Genomic DNA, 20,572 nt, shown 5'->3' on the forward strand with positions numbered 1-20,572 from the left:
GCGAAAAACTTCATGTGCGTCCACGCACAGCCCCGCTCGCCCGCCAACCCCGCAGGCTATCAGCGCACGCTCTCACCTGCGATGACGCCCGACCGGCGCGTCGCATTCCCGTGTGACCAACGCCACGTCACCCTCGACGGTCGCCTGCGTCGCATCGACCTCAGGGATGAGTCCGGATCGTCGCGACCTTCGACGTGCACGTGGTGATCCCGCCCCGCGTCCCGCAGGTCCAGTGGCCGATGACCACCAGCCCCGCCGTCCCCTCGGCCGGAGTGTCGGGGTCGTTGTACTTCTCGAAGACCCGCATCGCCTCGACGCAGGTCGTGCGCCCACGTACGACCTGGACCTTGGCCTGTCCGCCGGTCACGGTCGTCACCTGCCCGCACTCCGTGCCGGGACGGGCAGGCCGGGGCTTGCCGGTGGGGGAGGGCGACGGCGTCGGGATCACCAGCGGCCGGCTCGGCCGCGCCGACGGACGGTGCTCACTCGAGCAACCCGCGACGGCGATCAACACCAACAGGGCGAATGCAGGGCGTACCACCACGGTCACGGATTCTCTCAGAGGCGCGAGCTCGCGGTGTCATGGTGTCGTGCGCCGGGCGGGTCTCCTCGCCGATCGGGATACTGCGTGCACCGGTGGCACTGCCGTGGAGATATCTACCCGAGGTTCCCTTGCCGTCCGCTTTGACGGTGTGTCAGCAGAAGAATTCGCTATGTTTCCTGACAAAGATCTTTAACTGCATGGTGCGAACGAAGATCATTACGGGTGTCCGTCTCCTCCCACCCGCAAGGAGGCTCCGTGCACACCCGCCTACGCCCCCACTCTTCCTGGCCGGGCCGGATCGCCGTCACGCTCGCGGCGACCGCTTCCGTGGCCGGCATGGTCGGCACCACCCCCGCCAGCGCGTCGGTCTACAAGTCCTGCAAGATCGCGAAGTGCGTCGACGCCGCGCACTCGGCCAAGATCTGGGCCTCGAAGGGCTATCCGACCAGGCGTGGCTGGTACCCCTGGAAGAGCGGAAAGTACAACTTCACCGGCGGGCGGTTCCAGAACCGGGAGGGCGAGCTGCCCAAGGGCGCGACCTACAGCGAGTACGACGTGTACCCGCGTACGAAGGGCGCCCACCGCGACGCGTTCCGGATCGTCGTGAACCGTAAGACCCACGCGGTCTGGTTCTCGCCGGACCACTACAAAAACTTCTACAAGCTCAACCTGTCCGGACAACGCATCTAACCCCCGGGATCCCCTCCGGCTCACCCCGGCGCAGGTGCTCCAGGTCGGGTTTGCCGGAGGGGATCAGGGCAGCTCCTCGACGCAGGCCGTCCGTCCCCATGCGACGGCCTGTGTTCTTACAGCGTGACGAAGCGCAGCGGAAGAATTCACCATGTTTTGGCGATCCGGGTCTTTATCCGCGCGGCCCGAAGCATGATCATGACGGGTGTCCGCCCCCCTCGCACCCCCGCAAGGAGGCTCCGTGCGCACCCGCCAACGACCCCGTTCCACCTGGACGGTGCGGCTCGCCGTGACGTCCGCTGCCGCCGCGTCCCTGGCCGGAGTGGTCATCACGACCCCCGCCCACGCGTCGGTCTACAACTCCTGCACGATCTCCCGGTGCGCCGACGCGCGCTCGGCCAGCTCGATCTGGGCATCGAAGGGCTACCCGACCAGCAGCGGCTGGTACTCCTGGCCGGACGGGAAGTACAACTACACCGGCGGCCGGTTCCAGAACCGGGAGGGTGAGCTTCCCAGCGGAGCGACCTACAACGAGTACGACGTGTACTCCCGGGCTAAGGGCGCCTCGCGCGACGCGTTCCGGATCGTCGTGAACCGCAGCAGCGGCATGGTCTGGTTCTCGCCGAACCATTACACCGACTTCTACCAGCTCTAGTACGTCCGGAACGCATCGCGGCTCAGGGCCGGCGCAGGCGCTCCAGGTCCGGCTTGCCCGAGGGCAGCAGTGGAAGCTCCTCGACGAGCTCCAGCTGACGCGGTGCGGCGTACGCGGGGAGCTCCGCGCGGACCCACGCGCGGAGCTCCTCCAGTCCGGGCGGGTCGGCGCCCGGGACGACCACGGCGGTCACGCGTTCGCCCCACTCGGGGTCGTCGCGGCCGACGACGGCGACGTCCCGTACCGCGTGATGGCGGGCCAGCACCGCCGCGACCTCGCCCGCCACGACCTTCTCCCCGCCGGTGATGATCACGTCGTCGGCGCGGCCGCGTACGCGCAGCCGCCCGTCCTCGAGGGCGCCGAGGTCCTGGGTGACGAACCAGGCGCCGTCGCGTACGGCGGCGGTCAGGTCAGGCCGCAGCCGGTAGCCGGTGAACAGCACCGGCCCGGCCAGCCGGATGCGCCCGTCGGAGCCGATGTCGACGGAGACGCCGTCGAGCGGGACTCCGTTGTAGACGCAGCCCCCGCAGGTCTCGCTCATCCCGTACGTCGTGAAGACCCGGGCGCCGCGTGAGCGCGCCGTCTCGACCAGCCCGGGAGGCGCCGCCGCCCCGCCGAGCAGGATCGAGCGGAAGCCGCCCAGGTCGGCGTCCGCGTCGAGGAGACGGCGCAGCTGGGTGGGCACCACCGAGAGGTGGGCGGCGCCGGACCCGGCCACCCGTTCGGCCTCGAAGCGGGGGTGGATCACCGGGTCGGTGCCGGCGACGAGGGATCGCACGAGCACCTGGACTCCGGCGATGTGGCTGGGGGGAAGGCAGCACAGCCAGCGTTCGCCCGGCCGCGCGGCCACTCGCGACAGCGTCGCCGACGCCGAGTGCCGGAGCGCGGCCGCCGACAGCTCCACGACCTTCGGGGCGCCGGTCGACCCCGACGTGGCGATCAGCACGGCGGTGTCGTCCGCCACGGCGGGGCCTGGCGCGCAGCCGGCGCCGCAGTCGTATCGCTGCCTCCCGGCGTCGGTCTCCACCCAGGTGGGACGCAGCGCGTCGAGCAACCTGCCGAGCGCGGGAGCGGGCAGCTCCGGGGAGAGGGGGCAGATCGCCGGACCGCTGCCGTCGAGCGCCGCCTCGAGGCGGCGGAACAGGGCGGGCCCGGGAGGCAGGACGACGGCGTGCAGGCTTCGGCTCATGACGACGATCAGCTTAGTCCGGTGCGGCCGGACCCCTCGTTGAGAGTTAAATTACTATGTAAAGGCGGGTGCCGTGATGCTCATCTGAGCCGACCCACGGGAACCGGCTGCGAGGCGACGATGCCGGAGGCGCTTGAATAGAGCGGGCGCCTGCAAGCAGCGGGCCGCCGACGGCTGGAAGGGAACACCGCATGGTCTCCGAGCTGTTCGACCCGGACGCGTGGAAGACGGTCGAGGGCTTCGACTTCACCGACATCACGTATCACCGCGCGGTCGACCAGGGCACGGTGCGTATCGCGTTCGACCGGCCGGAGGTCCGCAACGCGTTCCGGCCGAACACCGTCGACGAGCTGTACCGGGCCCTGGACCACGCCAGGATGTCCAGCGACGTGGGATGCGTGCTGCTCACCGGGAACGGCCCGTCTCCCAAGGACGGCGGGTGGGCGTTCTGCTCGGGCGGCGACCAGCGGATCCGGGGCCGCGACGGCTACCGGTACGCCGAGGGCGAGACGGCCGACACCATCGATCCCGCGCGCGCGCCGGCTGCACATCCTGGAGGTGCAGCGGCTGATCAGGTTCATGCCGAAGGTCGTCATCTGCGTCGTGCCCGGCTGGGCGGCCGGTGGCGGGCACAGCCTGCACGTCGTCGCGGACCTGACCCTCGCGAGCCGCGAGCACGCGCGGTTCAAGCAGACCGACGCGGACGTCGCGAGCTTCGACGGCGGGTTCGGCTCGGCGTACCTCGCCCGGCAGGTCGGGCAGAAGTTCGCGCGGGAGATCTTCTTCCTGGGAGATACGTACGACGCCGAGGCGGCCCACCGGATGGGCATGGTCAACGCCGTCGTGCCGCACGCCGACCTCGAGCGGACCGCGCTCGAGTGGGCCCGGAAGATCAACGGCAAGAGCCCGACCGCGCAGCGGATGCTGAAGTACTCCTTCAACCTCATCGACGACGGTCTCGTCGGGCAGCAGGTCTTCGCCGGTGAGGCCACCCGCCTGGCGTACATGACCGACGAGGCCGCCGAGGGCCGCGACTCCTTCCTGGAGAAGCGCGCCCCGGACTGGTCCCGTTTCCCCTGGTACTACTGAGGCCGCACGACGGCGCCCGCGTCACCGAAGGTCCGGCGGTAGGCGCTCGGCGTCGTGCCCAGCTCGTCGGCGAAGCGGCGCCGGAAGTTGGACGGGTCGGCGAATCCGGCGGCGGCGGCCACGGCCTCCACGGGCGCGTCCGTGCGCTCGAGCAGCGTGCACGCCTCCTGGATGCGCCGGTGGAGAAGCCATTTCCCCGGCGTCGTGCCGAGGTGTCGTTCGAACAGCCGCGCGAGCGTGCGGGGCGAGACCGCGCCGTGCGCCGAGAGTCGGCCGACGGTGATCGGCTCGTGGAGGTGTGCCTCGGCCCACTCCAGGATCGACGAGAGACGTTCCTCCTCGGGGACGTCTCGCCGGGGTGAGGCGCGGGCGTACTGCCGCTGCCCGCCGTCGCGATGGGGCGGGAGCACCATGTGCCGTGCGACCTCGGCCGCGTATGCCGCGCCGAAGTCCCGGCGCATGAGCTCCAGCGCCAGATCGATCGCGGCGCCGGTGCCGGCGCTCGTCGCGACGTCCCCGTGGTCCGCGTACAGCGCGTGCGGACGCACCTCGACCTTCGGGTAGCGGCGCGCGAGTTCCTCGGCCATTCGCCAATGGGTGGTCGCGGTCCGCCCGTCGAGCAGGCCCGTCGCCGCGAGCGCGAACGCCCCCGAACACACCCCCACGACGCGTGCGCCCCTGGCGTGGGCGCCGGTGAGCGCCTCCGTCAGCGCGGGGGATGGCCGGGCCGCCCGGTCCGGCCATCCGGTGACGAAGACGGAGTCGGCCTCGGCGACGAGCTCCAGGCCGTGCTCGACGAGCATGCGGTAGCCGGCCTTGGTCGCCAGGGCGCCCGGCTCTTCGGCGCAGACGTCGAAGGAGTAGCGGGTCGGCACGCCGGGGTGCTCGATCCCGAAGACCTCGGCGACGCATCCGAGCTCGAACGTCGACTGTGGCGGCACCACGACGGCGACGGCCCGGTGAAGGCGCTCGACGGACATGATCGGCAGGATAGTCCCGCACCGCGTCGTTTTTGCCACTCGTGCCGTTCGGCGTGCCGCGGGCATCGTGGCGGCATGACGCATCCGAATGAGAACGCGAAGGACCGCGGCTCGTGGGCCGGCGAATGGCGCAATCAGTACGGCTCGGTGTTGACCGTCACCGAGGACGCCGGTGGGCGGATCCGCGGCACGTTCCGCACGGCGCTGGACGACAGCGCGTTCGCGGGCGAGGAGGCCGAGGTCACCGGGATCCACTCGGGGGAGTGCGTCCAGTTCGCGTTCGCCCGCTCCGGACCGGCCGGTGAGGCGATCGCCTCGTTCACCGGCCTTCTCCGCGAAGGACGGCTGGAGACCCTCTGGCACGTCATCTCCGACTCGGCCGTGAAGCCGCCCGCGCCCGGCCGGCCGCCCACGCTCATGAAGCTGCCGTGGGCCCACGCCGCGCTGACGAACGCCGACACCTTCGAGCGGATCCGGAGCTGACGCAGGTCGCCGGGGCACGCCTCTGACCAGCGGCGTGCCCGGGCCGTCTCGCGTGCGCACCCGTGGCCCGTCGAGTCCGGCCGCCGTTCGGGAACCGCCGTGATCGTTCCACCTGGTACTACTGACCGGCCCGTGCACGCGTGGGGCGCACGCGGCCCTAAGGTAAGGCGGGAGGAAGCGTCTTCGGACAGGGGGTCAGGCCATTGCGCGCGTTCGCGATCCCGATGCGCACGCGGTTTCGCGGGGTGACACGGCGAGAGGGAATGCTGGTCCGCGGCCCGGCCGGATGGGGGGAGTTCTCCCCTTTTCCGGAGTACGGGGCGAAGGAGTGCGCCCGCTGGCTCGCCGCGGCCCGTGAGGCGGCGCATGACGGATGGCCCGCGCCGCTGCGGTCCCGGATCCCGGTCAACGTCACCGTCCCCGCCGTCGACCCGGAGACGGCCCACCGGATCACCCGCGTCTCCGGCTGCCGTACGGCCAAGGTGAAGGTCGCCGAGCCCGGGCAGTCCGAGGCGGACGACCTGGCACGCGTCGAGGCGGTCCGGGACGCGCTCGGCCCCGGAGGGAAGGTCCGCGTCGACGCGAACGGCGCCTGGGATCCCGACACCGCCGTTCGCATGCTCGGGCTCCTGGGCGAGCTGGAGTACGCCGAGCAGCCCTGCGTGACACTGGACGAGCTCGCGCTCGTACGCCGGCGGGCGGACACGCCGATCGCGGCCGACGAGTCGATCCGCCGCGCCGAGGATCCGCTGCGGGTCCGCGCCGCCGAGGCCGCCGACGTCGTCGTGCTCAAGGTGCAGCCCCTGGGCGGAGTGCGCGCCGCGCTGCGCGTGGCCGAGGCGTGCGGTCTCCCGGTGGTCGTCTCCAGCGCGGTGGAGACCTCGGTCGGGCTCGCCGCGGGGGCCGCGCTGGCCGCCGCCCTGCCCGAGCTGCCCTACGCCTGCGGGCTCGGGACCCTGGCCCTCCTGGAGGGCGACGTCGTCGCCGACCCGCTGACCGTGACCGACGGCGCGATCGACGTGCGCCGGCCCGAGGTGGACGAGGACGCCCTGCGCAGGTACGAGATCGACGGTGCGGCCTGGCGGCGCCGGGCGGCCGAGGCACAGGAGGAGCTGGGCGGCACCCCGCCGGCGACGAACGCAGAGGCGGTGCGATGAACCCGGCGACCGCGCTGGCGGCCGTGCTGGTCGACGAGCTGATGCGCTGCGGCATGACCGACGCGGTCCTGGCGCCCGGCTCGCGGTCGGCGCCGCTGGCCCTGGCGCTGTACCAGCAGTCGAAGATCCGACTGCACGTCCGCATCGACGAACGGTCGGCGTCGTTCCTGGCGCTCGGCATCGCCAAGCGCAGTGGCCGCCCGGTCGTGCTGGTCTGCACGTCCGGCACTGCCGCCGCGAACTTCCACCCGGCGGTGGTGGAGGCGCACGAGGCCGGCGTGCCGCTGCTCGTGCTGACCGCCGACCGGCCGCCGGAGCTGCGCTACACCGGCGCGAACCAGACCATCGACCAGATCAAGCTGTACGGCTCGGCGGTGCGCTGGAGCTGCGAGGTCGGCACGCCCGAGGAGCGCCCCGGAATGGTGGCGTACTGGCGGTCGCTGGCCAGCCGCGCCTGGCACGTGGCGCAGGAGCCCGACCCGGGCCCGGTCCACCTGAACGTCGCGTTCCGTGAGCCGCTGATCCCCGACGGGGACGAGGACTGGTGCGAGCCGCTCGACGGCGACGTCACCGGCGCCTGGACCAAGGTGCGGGCGGCGACGCCGGGCTCGGTGCTGCACGTTCCCCCGACCCGGCGCGGGGTCCTCGTGGTCGGCGACGGCGCGGTGAACGTCAAGCGTTACGTCGCGGCGGCGTCGATGGCGGGCTGGCCCGTGCTGGCCGAGCCCAACGGCAACGCCCGCTACGGCGACCACGCCCTGTCGGCGCACCACTTCCTGCTGGGCGTGCCGGAGTTCGTCGACCGGCACCACCCGGACGTCGTCGTGACGCTCGGCAAGCCGGGGCTGTCCCGCCCGCTGCTGTCGTTCCTGCGCCGCGCCGAGCAGCACGTCGTCGTCTCGCCGTCGCTGGCGCGCTGGCCCGACCCCGTACGGTCGGCGACGCAGGTGGCGCAGGAGGCGGAGATCCCGGTCGTCTCGGGCGACGACTCGTGGCTGAAGTCCTGGCGGACGGCCGACCTCATCGCGCGCAACGCCGTGGACGGGGTCCTGGAGGCCACCGACGACCTGACCGAGCCGCGACTCGCCCGCGACCTCGTGGCGGCGATCCCGGGGGGTTCGCTACTGCTGGCGGCGGCGAGCATGCCGATCCGCGACCTCGACCAGACGATGCACCCGCGCCGGGGCATCCGCATCCTGGCCAACCGGGGGGCGAGCGGCATCGACGGGCTGGTCTCGACGGCGATCGGGGCGGCGCTGGCGCACGGCAACCGGTCCTACGCCCTGCTCGGCGACCTGGCCTTCCTCCACGACCAGAACGGCCTGATCATCGGCCCGCAGGACCAGCGCCCCGACCTGGCCATCATCGTGATCAACAACGCCGGGGGCGGGATCTTCTCGCTGCTGCCGCAGGCCACGTTCCCCGAGCCGTTCGAGCGGGTGTTCGCGACGCCGCACCAGGTCGACATCGCCTCGATCGCAGCGGCGCACGGCATCCCGTACGCCCGGTTGGAGACCCTGAGCGACCTGCCGAAGGTCGTGGCGAAGGAGGGCCTGCGGATCGTGGAGGCGCGGACCGACCGCGCGGCCAACGCCGAGTTCCACGCCCGGATGCGCGACGCGGCGCACGACGCGGTCCGAGCGCTCCTGGGCGTCTGACCATCCGGCGCCGCCCGCGCGGCACGGCCCGCATGACGTCATCCGTGCGGCGAGGTGCGTGTGGCGTTCGCCCGCGCGGCGCGGCCCATCGGGCGTCGTCCGGACGGCGAGGTGCGTGTGGCGTTCGCCCGTACGGCGCGGCCCGTGCGGCGTTCGTCCAGGCGGCGCGCCCCGTCCGGTGTCGCCCGTACGGCGTTCGCCCGTACGGGCCGGGCCGTGCGGCGTTCGTCCAGGCGGCGCGCCCCGTCCGGTGTCGCCCGTACGGCGTTCGCCCGTGCGGTCCGGTCCTTGCGGTGTCGCCCGGCCGGCGCGGTTCGCTCAGCCGGTCTCGTACGCCCTGGCCTGCAGGGTGAACAGCTGGGCGTAGCCGCCTCCCTGGGCGAGCAGCGTCTCGTGGTCGCCCACCTCCGTGATGCGGCCGCCGTCCAGCACGATGATCAGGTCGGCCGTCCGTACGGTGGAGAACCGGTGGGAGACCAGCAGGGTGACGCCGCCGGTCCGCTGCCCGGAGCGGGACAGCTCGGCGAACCGGCCGAACAGCTCGGCCTCGGCGGCGGGGTCCAGACTCGCGGTCGGCTCGTCGAGGACGGTCAGCAGCGGTTCGGAGCGCATCAGCCCGCGGGCGAGCGCGATCCGCTGCCACTGGCCGCCGGACAGCTGCTCGCCGCCGGTGAACCAGTTTCCGAGGGGAGTGGCGAGCCCGTCGGGCAGCCTGGCCGCCAGGCCGTCGCCGCCGGCGGCCGTCAGCGCGGAGCGCACCGCCTCCTCGTCGTCGACGCGGGGCAGGTCGCCGATGCCGACGGCCTCGCGGGCGACGAGGCTGGGACGGACGAAGTCCTGGAACACCGCGGTCGTACGGGCGCGCCACTCGACGGGTGACAGGGCGGCCACGTCGATGCCGTCGACCAGGATCCGCCCGGCGGTCGGCCGGTACATCCCGGTGAGGAGCTTGGCCAGTGTCGTCTTGCCGGCGCCGTTCTCGCCGACGATCGCGATCGTGGCCCCGGCGGGGAGGTCGACGGTGAGGTCGTGCAGGACGTCATCGGTCTTTTCGGGGTAGTGGAAACCCACGCCCTCCAGACGGATGCCCGTGCGGAGCCCGTCGGGGACCCGCGCCGTGGCGGGAGTACGAGTCTCCTCCGCGACGTAGTCCTCGAGCCACCGCAGCCGCCGGGCCGTGCGGAGCGCCGTCGCCAGCGACCCGGCGGTGTCGGAGGCGCCCGCGACCTGCCGCTGGGCGCGTCGCATCAGGCTGATGGCCATGACGACCTGACCGGGAGAGGCGTGCCCGTGCGCCGCGCGCAGCACCAGCACGATGATGACGGCGACGAAGGCGACGGCATACCCGGCCCAGCCCAGGGCCTCCCACGCCGCGCTGCGGATCGCTCCCCGGACGTCGCGCCGGCGGGCGTCCTCGGTGAGCGCGGCGTGGCGGGCGGCCAGGGCGCCGGTGACGCCGTACGTGCGCAGCTCCTTGGCGGTGCCTGCCGTGGTCGCGAGCGTGAACAGGTCGCCGATCAGCCGCTGGACCGGGGCGAGGTCGTCGCCGGTGCGCGCCTGGACTCGGGCGGCCCGCCGGTCGGCGAGCGCGGGGATCAGCCCGAACAGCGGCATCAGCATGACGGGCGGGTACACGGTCGCCAGCAGCACCATGATCGCGCCGCTTCTGATCACCACCTGCCAGGCGCGCAGGAGCTGCCGGGGAGCGGAGGCCAGCGTGCGGCGGTCGCCGCGGAGCTGGTCGATCTCCGACAGCAGGTCCTGGCGTTCGAAGTGCTCCAGCCGGGGCGCGGTGCCCACCAGCAGCGCGATGCGTTCGGAGACGAAGCGGTTCAGGCGGTCGGTGAGCGTCCAGTTCCCGGTGACGGACAGCGTCCCGACGGTCGTCGACACGGTGAACAGCAGGGCCACGATGACCACACCGGCGACGACCTCGCCGGAGCGGTGGTCGAGGGCCCCGTCGACCATGGAGTGGAACCCGATGGGGAAGGTGGCCGAGGCGGCGGCCGAGACGGTCGCGGCGACGACCGCCCACACCAGCGTCGCGGGGGCCGCCCGCCAGGCCGTGCCGATCAGTATCGCGATGGTGCGGATGCCGCTCACCGGCGTGCCTCCCGGGCGAAACGTGCGGCCTGGACCGTGAACATCTCGGCGTAGGCGCCGCCGGCCTGGAGCAGCTCGTCGTGGCTGCCGAGCTCGGTGATGCGGCCCCCGTCGAGAACGGCGATCCGATCCGCCTTGCGGACGGTCGAGAAGCGGTGCGAGATGATCAGGCTCGTGGCGCCCTCGGTGATGGTGAGGAACCGGTCGTAGAAGCGGGCCTCGGCGCGCACGTCGAGCTGGGCCGTCGGCTCGTCGAGGACGAGCACCCCCGCGCCGCGTTCGACGGCGTACAGGGCGCGGGCCAGCGCGATCCGCTGCCACTGCCCGCCGGACAGGTCGCGGCCGCCGTCGTACTGCGCGGACAGGATGGTGTCCCAGCCGTCCGGCAGGTCCGTGACCAGGTCGGCCGCGCCGGCGCGGCGCGCGACATTCGCCAGGACCTCGGTGTCCACCGGCTCGCCGTCCAGGACCATCGTGACGTTCTCGCGGGCGGTGAGCGGCAGCCGGGTGAAGTCCTGGAACACCGCCGAGACGTGCCGCTGCCAGTCGCGCACCGGGAACTCCTCCAGGGGGACGCCGTCGACGAGGACGCGGCCCTCGGTCGGCGTGCGCAGCCCCGCGAGCAGGGTGATGAGCGTGCTCTTCCCCGCTCCGTTGACGCCGACGATGGCGGTGGACCGGCCCGCCTCCAGGACGAGGTCCAGGTCGTGGAGCACGTCGTGGTCGGCGCCGGGGTAGCGGAACGAGACGCCCTCGAAGCGGATCTCGCGGCGGGGTGTTCCGGCGACGGGCCGTCCGCCGCCCACGGGCGGGGGAGGGGGCCGTAGGTCGGTGGTCAGCGCGTCGAGGTCGGGGACGGCCGACAGCATGGTCTCCAGGGCGATGTCGGCCGCGGTCAGCCCACCGACCTGCAGGGTGGCGGGCAGCATGGTCAGCATCGTGACGAGGGTGCCGAGGGGGATCGTGTGCCGGTACGCGGCCGTGCCCAGCGTCACCGCGGCCGTGCCGTACCCGGCCAGGACGACCACGCTGGACAGGGCGATCCACCGGTTCAGCCGGCGGATCTCCGCCGCGGCGGGGCGCATCGCCTCGGTGTTGCGGTCGCCGTAGCCGGCGACGAGCCAGCGGCCCAGGCCGAAGACCCGGACCTCCTTGGCGGCGGCGGGCCGGAAGGCGAGGTGCAGGTAGTACCAGCTGCGCCGCAGCGGCTCGGTGGCCTTCCGGAACGTCGCGATCCGCGTCTGGACCAAGGCCCGGAGCGGCTTGCGGACCAGCAGCCACATCACGAACAGGCCCAGCCCCAGCCACCACCGGAACCCGGCCAGGACGAGGCAGGCGAGCGCCCCCGACAGCCGGTCGCCGAGCTGCCCGATCAGCGTCATCGCCGCTCCGGCGGGCTCGTACGCGGACAGCTCGCCCTGCGCGGACGCCAGCCGGTCGAGCACGGTGGGGTCCTCCAGGTGCGCGATCCCGGCCGGCGCGCAGACCGCCTCGATCAGCCGTCGCTGCTGCACCGCGCTCATCTTCGCCCGCACCATCGCCGTCAGGACGTCCTCGGCCGGGCCGCGCAGCAGCGACAGGGTGTACAGCGCACCGGCGACGACGAGCCGCGTCAGCAGGACGTGCCCGTCGTGGGAGCCGAGCCCGGACCGGACCGCTCCCGGGATCGCGCCGACCGTACGGCCCATGGCGATCAGGACGAGGTTCGGGATGAGACCTTCGGCGATCATGAAGGCGAGCGCGCCGGTCAGCAGGCCGGGGGAGTCGGCGGCGAGGGCCTTCAGCACGCGATAGCGCGGCGAGGCCCGCAGCGCGTCCAGCGCCCTCACGGGGCGATCTCCGGGTCGTCCCAGGAGGCCAGCTTCTCCATCAGCGCTCCGGCGAGCCGCAGCAGCTCCCGCTCGGTCGGCGTCAGACGTTCCATTGCCTGGTCCAGCCACGCGACCCTCGGCCGCAGATGGTCGGCCAGGCGCTCCCGCCCGGCGTCGGTGAGCCTGATCCGCAGCCGCCTGCGGTCGGCCTGGTCGGGGACCCGGTCGATCAGGCCGTCCTCCTCCAGCCGCGCGAGGGTCCGCGTCATCGTCTGCGGCTCGACCTTCTGCCGCTCGGCGAGCGCACCCGGGGTGAGCGGCCCGGACCCGTCGAGGTGGCTCAGCACGCTGACCATCGACAGCGTCAACCCGTCACGCGGCCGCTCGGCCCGCGCCCGCTGCGCGAGGCTCGTCGCGCCGCGGAACACCACCTCCGCCGTGTCATCCATGAGAGCGCAATGTAGTTCGCAGCTACGTACCAGTCCACCGAATTATCGGGCTCTCCGGGCGAAACCGGTGCGCATATGCGAACTATCAGGTGACGGCTCAGTCCATGATCTTGATGTCGTGGTCAACTCCGTCGGCGGCGAAGGCCAGGAGCCGGGCGCCCTCTTCGGCCAGCGCCGTACGGTCTCGGGCGGACAGCGGCGCGTACGGCTCGACGTTCAGGACGGCGCGGTCGCGCTCGCGGGTGATCCGCCAGGTGCCGTGGACGAACCCGTCGATGAGGAAGGTCGGCCGGGGCGAGTCGTTCGGGGTGGCGAGCCTGCCGCGGTGCTCGGCGGGGAGCACGTGGGTGCGGTCGGCGTGCGACCGCAGCAGGTTGTCGTACTCGGGAAGGAACCGCACCGGGGCCGGGGTCTCCGGGTCGGGCCGCGGCGCGTCGGGCAGGTCGAGCAGCTCGGTGCCGTCCTCGGACCGGAGGGACACCAGGCGGGGGCGCAGCCGATCGACCACCTGGCGCTGCCGGGTCAGACCCGACCAGATCTGCAGGTCCTTGACGGTCGCCGGACCGTACGCCGCGAGGTAACGGAGCACGAGGTCCTCCGGCGCGGGGTCGGGCGCCAGTGGCCGGCCCAGCCAGGCCTCCGCCGACGTGTGCACGGCCTGGCCGCCCTGTCCCCAGATCCCCCGCGGCGGCAGTTGCACGAGCGGGACCCGCGTCCGTACGACCGCGGTGAGCGCGCCGCCGTCGCGGTCCGGCCGGCTTTCGCCGAGCGCCGCACCCAGCTCGGCGAAGGTGCGGGGCCGCTCCTCCACGAGCGCCCGGCCCGCCGACACGACCTCCTCGACGTCCAGACCCGTCAGGTGCCGGCCGTACCCGGCGTTGAGGGCACGGTCGAGCATGGGCTGTATCAACGGCCGCACCCACCGGCAGTCGTCGGCGCTCACCAGGTGGATCGTGCCGCGCATCAGCGTGATGCGGACGAGGTCGCGGCCGATGATCCGATCGGCGAGGTCCTCGGTCCGGAAACCCTCCACCCGGGTCCACAGCCCGACGTACGGGGCGAGCGGCGCCTGGGCCTGCATGCCGACCAGCCGCTCGACCGCCCGCACGGCCGGAACGGTCTCCCGGGCGAGCAGCATCTGGCGGGCGAGCAACGCGCGGTTCAGCGCCCGCCTGCTGAGCACCTCATTCGCGGGTGCCTGTGCCGGTTCGGACGAGCGAAGGATCTCCATGCCCGGCACAGTACGGCCAAAAGCGGTCAGTTCCCTTCCGCAATGGGCGGAACGACGTGCGATGCCCGTCTCACGATCGCCGGCTCATAGACGACCGAGCCTGCCAAGATCAAGATCTATGTCCACGTCGAATCCGATGTCGGTGCGCACGCGGCCATGATGCACACCGGTCGGCACATACGCCCGGATGGACGGGTCGAGTTCGTAGGTGTAAACGACGGGGAGGCGCTCATCGCGCTCGATCCGCCAGAGGTACCTGATGCCGGCCTCTGAGTACTTGATCGGCTTAGTGAACCGATCGCGGTCCTCGGAGTCCGGGGAGACGACCTCCACGACGAGGCGTACCTCTTCGGGAAGGTAGTAGGTGCGGTCCAGGTCATCGGGACGCTGGTCCGCGACCACCATGACATCGGGCTCCGGACGCTGCCGCAGGCCCAGCTTGACGGTCATCTCCCGGACGACGGTGAGATCTTCCGGCGGCCGGATGCCCAGCCGCGGGTCGGTGAGCAGGTTGATCACCAGCATGTGGAATTTGGTCTGCGGCGACATCAGGACGAGGGCTCCGTCGATCAGCTCGACATGCTTGGGAGCGTCGGGCGGAAGGGCGTCCAGATCGTCCGACGTCCAGCCGCCCTCCGGCCCGGGGTAGAGCCACTCGGGCAGTGAGGTCATAACAGACATGATTCCCCAATGCTCGGTGCTGGTGGCTTCGACAGAAGACTAACATGAACGCTTACTATAGGTAGCCAAATATTCGCGGAACGTATCCATCAGCCTCGGAGGGTGGTGCGGAGGGCCGTGGTGTCGTCGTCGGTCCAGCCGTGGTGTTCGAGCCAGCCGAGCGGGCCGCCGAAGCGCTCGTCCACGGTGGCGAGGAACTTCTCCATCGTGTAGGCGTGCGGCGTGTGCGTGTCGGCGGGCCGGGAGTCGAGATCCTGGGCGTAGACGGGGCTGGAGCGCAGCCGGGCGAGGATGGCCTCGAGGCGCTCACCGGTCGCGGTGTAGTCGGCGACGATCTCCTCGCGCGGCACGCCCGCCACGTGCAGGGCGAACGCGACGACGACGCCGGTGCGGTCCTTGCCGGCCGCGCAGTGGACGATCGAGGTGCCGCCGGCGATGACCCGCAGGGCGTTCACGACGGAGTCGGGGCGGTCGGCGATGTAGCCGAGGTAGTGCAGGACGGAGCGGTCGCTCTCGGGGCCGGTGTCCTTGCGGCTCTGCCAGGGCAGGACCTTGTCGGTGTCGACGGTGTCGGCCTCCACGTCGGTGTACCGGCCGCCCTCGGTGAACAGGGACAGGTGGTGGATCGTGACGGTGGGCTCGCGGGTGAGCGGGCCCGGGCCGACGAGGTTCACCTCGGCCTCGCTACGCAGGTCGATGACGTTGCGCAGGCCGAGGTCCCCGACGAGGCGGTGGACGTCGTCCGGGGTGAGGTCCTGCAGGTTGTCCGAGCGCAGCAGTGCGCCTGGGCGGATCTCGCCGCCGTCGGTGGTGGGCAGGCCGCCGAGGTCCCGGACGTTGACCGCGCCCTCCAAATCGATCCATTTGCTCATGGACTGGACCCTATCCGGCACCGGTTTCGGCGCCGCGTCCTGTGGGGGCGCGGTGATCGTCGCGGCGGTGACGGGGCGGGGCGGCGTCCCACCGGGGCGGGTCGGCCGGCCATCGGCCGGGCTCGTCTGCGGATGACGGAGCCCGGCCGGGAGCGGGATCTCAGCGGCTCAGCCGCCGGAACCTCCGTACGGACAGGGGGAAGAAGATCGCCGTGATCAGCGCCGGCCACAGGAGCGCGAGGAGCAGGGAGTGGCGTGCCGCCCAGGAGCCGCCGCCCCAGCCGGGATTCCCGAACAGTACCCGGGCGGCCGACACGGTGGCCGACAGCGGGTTCCACTCGGCGATGGCCCCGAGCCAGCCGGGCATGGTCGACGGGGCGGCGAACACGTTGGACAGGAAGCCGACCGGCCACACCAGGATCTGCACCGCCGCCAGCAGCTCCGGGTTCCCGGCGATCAGCCCGAGGTAGATCCCCGCCCACAGCAGCGCGAACCGCAGGAGCAGCAGCAGCGCGACCGCCGCCAGCGCCCGCCCCGTACCGTCGTGCCAGCGCCAGCCGACCGCCAGCCCGCACGCGATCATCAGCGTGAGCGCGAGCGCGGAGTTGAGCAGGTCGGCGGCGGCGCGGCCGGTGACCACGGCGGAGGAGGCCATCGGCAGGGACCGGAACCGGTCGGTGACGCCCTTGGCCGCGTCTCCGCTGATCGCCGCGAACGTGGTCTCGAGCCCGAAGGCCATCGTCATGGCGTACATGCCCGGCAGCAGGAACTCCGCGTACCCGCCGCCTCCGGGGACCCGCATCTGCCCGCCGAACAGGTAGCGGAACATCAGGACGACCATGATCGGGAACAGCAGGCCGACGACGACCTGGGCGGGCCGCCGGGTCCAGTGGGTCAGGGCGCGGCGGGTGAGCGTCCACCCGTCGGCGAGCGCCCAGCGCAGGCGGGCCGCCGGCGTCCGGGGGATCGCGGGGGCGTCGATCGTCATGCCGCCACCTCCCGCGCATGCTCTGCGGGTCGCCCGGTCAGGTGCAGGAACACCTCGTCGAGGCTGGGCCGCGCAGCCCGATGTCCTCGGCCTCGATCCCCGCGTCGGCCAGCGCCTGGACGACCTCGGTGAGGGCGGTGGTGCGGTCGCGCACCGGGGCGCCGGCGCGCCGCAGGTCCGGGTCGGTGTCGGCGGTGGCACCGCTGACGCGGCCGAGGATCTCGGCGGTGGCCGGCAGAGTGGCGGGGTCGCGGACGACGACGTCGATCCGGTCGTGTCCGGTCCGGGACTTCAGCTCGTCCGGAGTGCCCTCGGCGACCACCCGGCCGCGGTCGATGAGGGAGACGGTGTCGGCGAGGTGGTCGGCCTCCTCCAGGTAGTGCGTGGTGAGCAGCACGGTGGTGCCCTCACGGGCGAGCGCGCGGACGGCCTCCCACATGTCCAGGCGGGCGCGGGGGTCCAGGCCGGTCGTCGGCTCGTCCAGGAAGAGCACCGCCGGTGCGAGGATCAGCGCGGCCGCGAGGTCGAGACGCCGGCGCATGCCGCCGGAATACCGGCCGACGGGCTTGCTCCCCACGTCGCCGAGGCCGAAGCGGTCCAGGAGTTCGGCGGCGCGGGCCCGGGCGGTCCGGGCGCCCAGGTGGTGGAGCCGGCCGAACATCTCGAGGTTCTGCCGGCCGCTGAGGATCTCGTCCACGGCGGTCCGCTGGCCGAGTAGCCCGATCCGGTGGCGGACCTCGGCGGGCCGGTCGACGACGTCGAATCCGGCGACGGTCGCGCGGCCTCCGCCCGGCCGCAGCAGCGTGGTCAGGATCCGTACGGTCGTGGTCTTGCCCGCGCCGTTCGGCCCCAGGAGCCCGCGCACGGTGCCCGCGGGCACCGTGAGGTCGAGCCCGTCCAGGGCGGCGGTGTCGCCGTACCGCTTGCGCAGTCCCTCGGCGGCGACCGCCGCGTCGGTCGTTGTCATCCCATCCCCTTAACTCTGTACGCTGTACGGAGTGTGCTGCGGCAAGAATACCGTACGGCATACGGAGTTCAAATCGGTGTGATGATCCGAGGACAATGGCGGGGTGACGACGGAGTACAGCGGCAGTGGCGACCCGACGCGCACCATGGAGCTGCTGTGGGGGGTCCAGGCACGTCCTCGGCGCGGGCCGAAGCCGAAGCTGACGATCGAGCAGATCACGCGGGCCGGCATCGAGGTCGCCGACGCGGAGGGCCTGGCGGCGCTCTCGATGCGGCGGGTGGCCGAGCGCCTCGGCGTGGGCGCGATGTCCCTGTACACCTACGTGCCCGGCAAGGCCGAGCTGCTCGACCTGATGGTCGACGCCGTCTACGGCGAGCGGCCGGCTCCCGACGACGCCGACGACGGGTGGCGCGCGCGGCTTGAGCGGGTGGCACGGGCCAACTGGGCGCTCTATCGGCGGCACCCGTGGATGCTGCAGATCGCCACGGTCCGCCCGGGGCTGGGGCCGAACACCCTGGCCAAGTACGACGAGGAGCTCCGCGCCGTCGAGGGGGTCGGCCTGACCGACGTGGAGATGGACTCGGTGCTGACCCTCGTCCTGCAGTACGCCGTGAGCTCGGCGCGCCTGCAGGCCGAGGCGGCCGAGGCCCAGAGCCGTACGGGAATGACCGACGAGGAGTGGTGGGCGGCGCACGCCCCGCTGCTGGAGAAGGTGTTCGACGTCGACCGGTATCCCGTCGCGGCCCGGGTCGGAGCGGCGGCGGGCGAGGCCCTCCAGGCGGCCTACGACCCGGAGCACGCCTTCGAGTTCGGGCTCGGCCGCGTGCTCGACGGGATCGGCGTGCTCGTGGAGTCGCGCTCTTCCTGAGCCGCGGCGTCCCGGCGATCGTCTTGGTCAGCCCTCGATGGCGTACTGCATGGCCCGCAGCTTCGTCTGCGTCTCGGCCAGCTCTGCCTCGGGGTCGGACCCCGCGACGATGCCGCCGCCGGCGTACAGGCGGGCGCGCGGGCCGTCGATCCGCGCGCAGCGCAGCGCGATGCCCCACTCGCCGTCGCCGCGGGCGTCGATCCAGCCGACGGGCCCGGCGTAGCGGCCGCGGTCCATGGCCTCCAGCTCGCGGACGAGATCGAGGGCGGCGTCGGTGGGCGTACCGCCGACCGCCGGGGTCGGGTGCAGCGCGCCGACGACGTCCAGGACCGAGCGTTCCTCCTCGAGCCGCCCGCGTACGGGGGTGGCGAGGTGGATGAGGTTGGACAGCCGCAGGATCTGCGGCTCGGCGGGCACCGTCAGGTCGCTGCAGAGCGGGGCCAGCGCGGCGCGGACCATGTCGGCGGCGTAGGAGTGCTCCTCGCGGTCCTTCGCCGAGGCGAACAGGCTGGCGGCGCTGGAGTCCTCGTCCGCGCCGCGGGCGATCGTCCCGGCCAGCACGAGTGACTCGACCGCGCCGCCCATCCGCCGGACGAGCAGCTCGGGCGTCGCGCCGACGAGCCCGCCACAGGCGAACGTGTAGCAGGAGGGGAAGCGGTGGGCGAGGCGCCGGAGCAGCACTCGGCTGTCGATCGGCTCCTCGGCCACGGCGAGCAGGTCCCGGGCGAGGACCACCTTCGACAGGTGGCCGGCGCGGATGCGTTCGACGGCCGCGGCGACGGCCCGCATGTGCCTCGGCGCGGTCACGTCGCCGTCGGCCCAGCGAACGCCGGACGGCGGCGCCGGGGACCGGAGCAGCGTCAACGGCTCGGCGTGGTCGCCGATGGTGGTGTACCAGGCCTGGCCGTCGCGGCGGCCGAGGATCGTGCGCGGGACGATGAGGACCGAGTCCCCGGAGGCGGGGTCGAAGGAGAAGCTGCCGAAGGCGACCGGCCCGGATCCGGGCACCTGGAGCGGGTCGTCGACCTTGGCGGCGTCGAAGAGCGCCGTGAGCCACTGCCGCGCCCACGTGAAGCGATCCTCGCCTGGCGGGACCGCGACGCGCGCGGCCTCGCCCCAGCCGACGAGCCCCTCGCCGTGGCGTATCCAGGCGAGCGCGTCGGAGTGGGGGAGCCGGGCCAGCAGGTCCTCCGGCGCGCGCACGGGCACGGTGCGTACGGCGAGGCGCTCCGGCACTCCTACAGCGAGGTTCACGAGAACCCACTGTACGGGAAAGTTGAACCCGTTCAAACAGCGGGGTCCGGTGGGTTCCGCGAGCCCCAGGAGACCGATCCCACCTGGATGTATGTCCGGCTTTGAGGGTAGCCGTCGTGTGCGTCCCTAAACATCGCCGCATATCGGCTTGTTCGCTGAACGTTCTAGATATATCGTTAACGTATCTAGATGATCGTCGAGAAGAGTCGGGAGGGGCCATGCGTCATCCGTCGCCTCACTGGGGCCATCCGCATGATCCGGCCGGGCATCCGATGTGGAACGAAGCCCGGGGAATGCCGCACGACCACGGGGGCCTGCCGTTCCCGCCGGGGCCGCCCGCGCCGCCGCCGATGCCTCATCTGTCGCCTCCGCCCGGCCCGCCGGGATTCGGGTTCGGGTTCGGCGGTCCGATGCCGCCCGGCCCCGCCCCGAAGGTCAAGAAGGGGGACGTCCGCGCGGCCTCGCTGGCCCTCCTCGCCGAGGGGCCGCGCAACGGCTACCAGATCATCCAGGAGATCGCCGAGCGCAGTCAGGGGATCTGGCGGCCGAGCCCCGGCTCGGTCTACCCGGCGCTGCAGCAACTGGAGGACGAAGGGCTGGTCCGGTCGGAGGAGGACGGCGGGCGCCGCACGTACCACCTGACCGAGACCGGATTCGTCCACCTGCGCGAGCGCCGCGAAGGCGCCGCCGATCCGTGGGAGGAGGTCGCCGAGTCCGTCAGCGAGGAGATGGTGGACCTGCACCGCCAGCTGGCCCAGGTCGGCATGGCCATGCGCCAGGTGATGATGGCCGGCAGCCCGGGCCAGCGCGACGACGCCCGGAAGATCCTCGCCGACACCCGCCGTGCCCTGTACCGCCTGCTCGCCGAAGACCCCGAGGAGGATGCATGACCGGGCGAAGCGA

Annotated in this window: 19 protein-coding genes and 2 pseudogenes; 9 read left to right on the plus strand and 12 right to left on the minus strand. The window is 72.5% G+C overall.

Annotated elements, in window-relative coordinates; genetic code table 11:
• Positions 1 to 160: 160 nt before the first annotated feature.
• On the minus strand, positions 161 to 550 hold the full coding sequence (locus ACYVF7_RS26965) for a hypothetical protein (protein WP_460346235.1): 390 nt from the start codon (positions 548 to 550) through the stop codon (positions 161 to 163).
• Positions 551 to 799: 249 nt separating this feature from the next.
• Here ACYVF7_RS26965 and ACYVF7_RS26970 point away from each other — a divergent pair, with 249 nt between their 5' ends.
• Together ACYVF7_RS26970 and ACYVF7_RS26975 are read left to right on the plus strand one after the other, a co-directional pair.
• Positions 800 to 1,234, plus strand: a complete 435-nt coding sequence (locus tag ACYVF7_RS26970) for a ribonuclease domain-containing protein (RefSeq protein ID WP_460346237.1) — start codon at positions 800 to 802, stop codon at positions 1,232 to 1,234.
• 241 nt (positions 1,235 to 1,475) lie between these two features.
• Complete coding sequence (locus tag ACYVF7_RS26975; protein ID WP_460346239.1) at positions 1,476 to 1,889, plus strand: ribonuclease domain-containing protein; 414 nt, start codon at positions 1,476 to 1,478, stop codon at positions 1,887 to 1,889.
• Positions 1,890 to 1,911: 22 nt separating this feature from the next.
• Here ACYVF7_RS26975 and ACYVF7_RS26980 read toward each other — a convergent pair whose 3' ends face one another.
• Positions 1,912 to 3,078: an AMP-binding protein gene (locus ACYVF7_RS26980; RefSeq protein WP_460346241.1), complete on the minus strand. Its 1,167-nt coding sequence runs from the start codon at positions 3,076 to 3,078 to the stop codon at positions 1,912 to 1,914.
• Positions 3,079 to 3,269: 191 nt separating this feature from the next.
• On the opposite strand from ACYVF7_RS26980, the pseudogene ACYVF7_RS26985 reads away from it, so the two are divergent.
• Both ACYVF7_RS26985 and ACYVF7_RS26990 read left to right on the plus strand, forming a co-directional pair.
• Positions 3,270 to 3,509: pseudogene (locus tag ACYVF7_RS26985) on the plus strand (enoyl-CoA hydratase-related protein); the annotation flags it as partial.
• 148 nt (positions 3,510 to 3,657) lie between these two features.
• Complete coding sequence (locus tag ACYVF7_RS26990; protein WP_460346243.1) at positions 3,658 to 4,167, plus strand: enoyl-CoA hydratase-related protein; 510 nt, start codon at positions 3,658 to 3,660, stop codon at positions 4,165 to 4,167.
• Here the strand turns inward: ACYVF7_RS26990 and ACYVF7_RS26995 are convergent.
• Positions 4,161 to 5,147 carry a GlxA family transcriptional regulator gene (locus tag ACYVF7_RS26995; protein ID WP_460346245.1) on the minus strand — a complete coding sequence of 329 codons (987 nt, stop codon included), beginning with the start codon at positions 5,145 to 5,147 and terminating at the stop codon, positions 4,161 to 4,163. The genes ACYVF7_RS26990 and ACYVF7_RS26995 overlap by 7 nt on opposite strands.
• Before the next feature lie 75 nt (positions 5,148 to 5,222).
• Here ACYVF7_RS26995 and ACYVF7_RS27000 point away from each other — a divergent pair, with 75 nt between their 5' ends.
• The 3 genes from ACYVF7_RS27000 (at position 5,223) to menD (ending at position 8,445) form a co-directional block, all read left to right on the plus strand.
• Positions 5,223 to 5,630 (plus strand): avidin/streptavidin family protein, encoded by a 408-nt coding sequence (locus tag ACYVF7_RS27000; protein WP_460346247.1) that lies wholly within the window; start codon positions 5,223 to 5,225, stop codon positions 5,628 to 5,630.
• 203 nt (positions 5,631 to 5,833) lie between these two features.
• Complete coding sequence (locus tag ACYVF7_RS27005) at positions 5,834 to 6,787, plus strand: o-succinylbenzoate synthase (protein ID WP_460346249.1); 954 nt, start codon at positions 5,834 to 5,836, stop codon at positions 6,785 to 6,787.
• Positions 6,784 to 8,445 (plus strand): 2-succinyl-5-enolpyruvyl-6-hydroxy-3-cyclohexene-1-carboxylic-acid synthase, encoded by a 1,662-nt coding sequence (gene menD, locus ACYVF7_RS27010; RefSeq protein WP_460346251.1) that lies wholly within the window; start codon positions 6,784 to 6,786, stop codon positions 8,443 to 8,445. The genes ACYVF7_RS27005 and menD overlap by 4 nt, the downstream gene beginning before the upstream one ends.
• 318 nt (positions 8,446 to 8,763) lie before the next feature.
• Here menD and ACYVF7_RS27015 read toward each other — a convergent pair whose 3' ends face one another.
• The 8 genes and pseudogenes from ACYVF7_RS27015 to ACYVF7_RS27050 form a co-directional block, all read right to left on the minus strand.
• Positions 8,764 to 10,548, minus strand: a complete 1,785-nt coding sequence (locus ACYVF7_RS27015; RefSeq protein ID WP_460346253.1) for an ABC transporter ATP-binding protein — start codon at positions 10,546 to 10,548, stop codon at positions 8,764 to 8,766.
• Complete coding sequence (locus tag ACYVF7_RS27020) at positions 10,545 to 12,377, minus strand: ABC transporter ATP-binding protein (RefSeq protein WP_460346255.1); 1,833 nt, start codon at positions 12,375 to 12,377, stop codon at positions 10,545 to 10,547. Before ACYVF7_RS27020 ends, ACYVF7_RS27015 begins: the two co-directional genes overlap by 4 nt.
• Complete coding sequence (locus ACYVF7_RS27025) at positions 12,374 to 12,808, minus strand: MarR family winged helix-turn-helix transcriptional regulator (RefSeq protein ID WP_460346257.1); 435 nt, start codon at positions 12,806 to 12,808, stop codon at positions 12,374 to 12,376. The genes ACYVF7_RS27020 and ACYVF7_RS27025 overlap by 4 nt, the downstream gene beginning before the upstream one ends.
• Before the next feature lie 97 nt (positions 12,809 to 12,905).
• Positions 12,906 to 14,039, minus strand: coding sequence for a winged helix DNA-binding domain-containing protein (locus ACYVF7_RS27030; protein ID WP_460346259.1), 1,134 nt, complete (start codon positions 14,037 to 14,039; stop codon positions 12,906 to 12,908).
• Between the two features lie 84 nt (positions 14,040 to 14,123).
• Positions 14,124 to 14,711 carry a Uma2 family endonuclease gene (locus ACYVF7_RS27035; protein ID WP_460346261.1) on the minus strand — a complete coding sequence of 196 codons (588 nt, stop codon included), beginning with the start codon at positions 14,709 to 14,711 and terminating at the stop codon, positions 14,124 to 14,126.
• Between the two features lie 98 nt (positions 14,712 to 14,809).
• A complete protein-coding gene (locus tag ACYVF7_RS27040; RefSeq protein ID WP_460346263.1) occupies positions 14,810 to 15,592 on the minus strand; it encodes a tyrosine-protein phosphatase in 783 nt (260 codons plus the stop codon).
• A 160-nt stretch (positions 15,593 to 15,752) separates the two neighbouring features.
• Positions 15,753 to 16,580, minus strand: a complete 828-nt coding sequence (locus ACYVF7_RS27045) for an ABC transporter permease (RefSeq protein ID WP_460346265.1) — start codon at positions 16,578 to 16,580, stop codon at positions 15,753 to 15,755.
• A pseudogene (locus ACYVF7_RS27050) lies at positions 16,577 to 17,547 on the minus strand (ATP-binding cassette domain-containing protein). The gene ACYVF7_RS27045 and the pseudogene ACYVF7_RS27050 overlap by 4 nt, the downstream one beginning before the upstream one ends.
• A 103-nt stretch (positions 17,548 to 17,650) precedes the next feature.
• On the opposite strand from ACYVF7_RS27050, the gene ACYVF7_RS27055 reads away from it, so the two are divergent.
• Positions 17,651 to 18,415, plus strand: coding sequence for a TetR/AcrR family transcriptional regulator (locus ACYVF7_RS27055; RefSeq protein WP_460346267.1), 765 nt, complete (start codon positions 17,651 to 17,653; stop codon positions 18,413 to 18,415).
• Between the two features lie 27 nt (positions 18,416 to 18,442).
• Here the strand turns inward: ACYVF7_RS27055 and ACYVF7_RS27060 are convergent, their stop codons facing one another.
• The gene (locus tag ACYVF7_RS27060) at positions 18,443 to 19,669 is read right to left on the minus strand and encodes an isochorismate synthase (protein ID WP_460346269.1); all 1,227 of its coding nucleotides are present in this window, start codon (positions 19,667 to 19,669) and stop codon (positions 18,443 to 18,445) included.
• A 218-nt stretch (positions 19,670 to 19,887) separates the two neighbouring features.
• Between ACYVF7_RS27060 and ACYVF7_RS27065 the strand changes: the two genes are divergently transcribed.
• On the plus strand, positions 19,888 to 20,559 hold the full coding sequence (locus ACYVF7_RS27065) for a PadR family transcriptional regulator (protein WP_460346272.1): 672 nt from the start codon (positions 19,888 to 19,890) through the stop codon (positions 20,557 to 20,559).
• The last annotated feature ends 13 nt before the right edge of the window (positions 20,560 to 20,572 follow it).

Source organism: Actinoallomurus acanthiterrae, assembly GCF_054775715.1.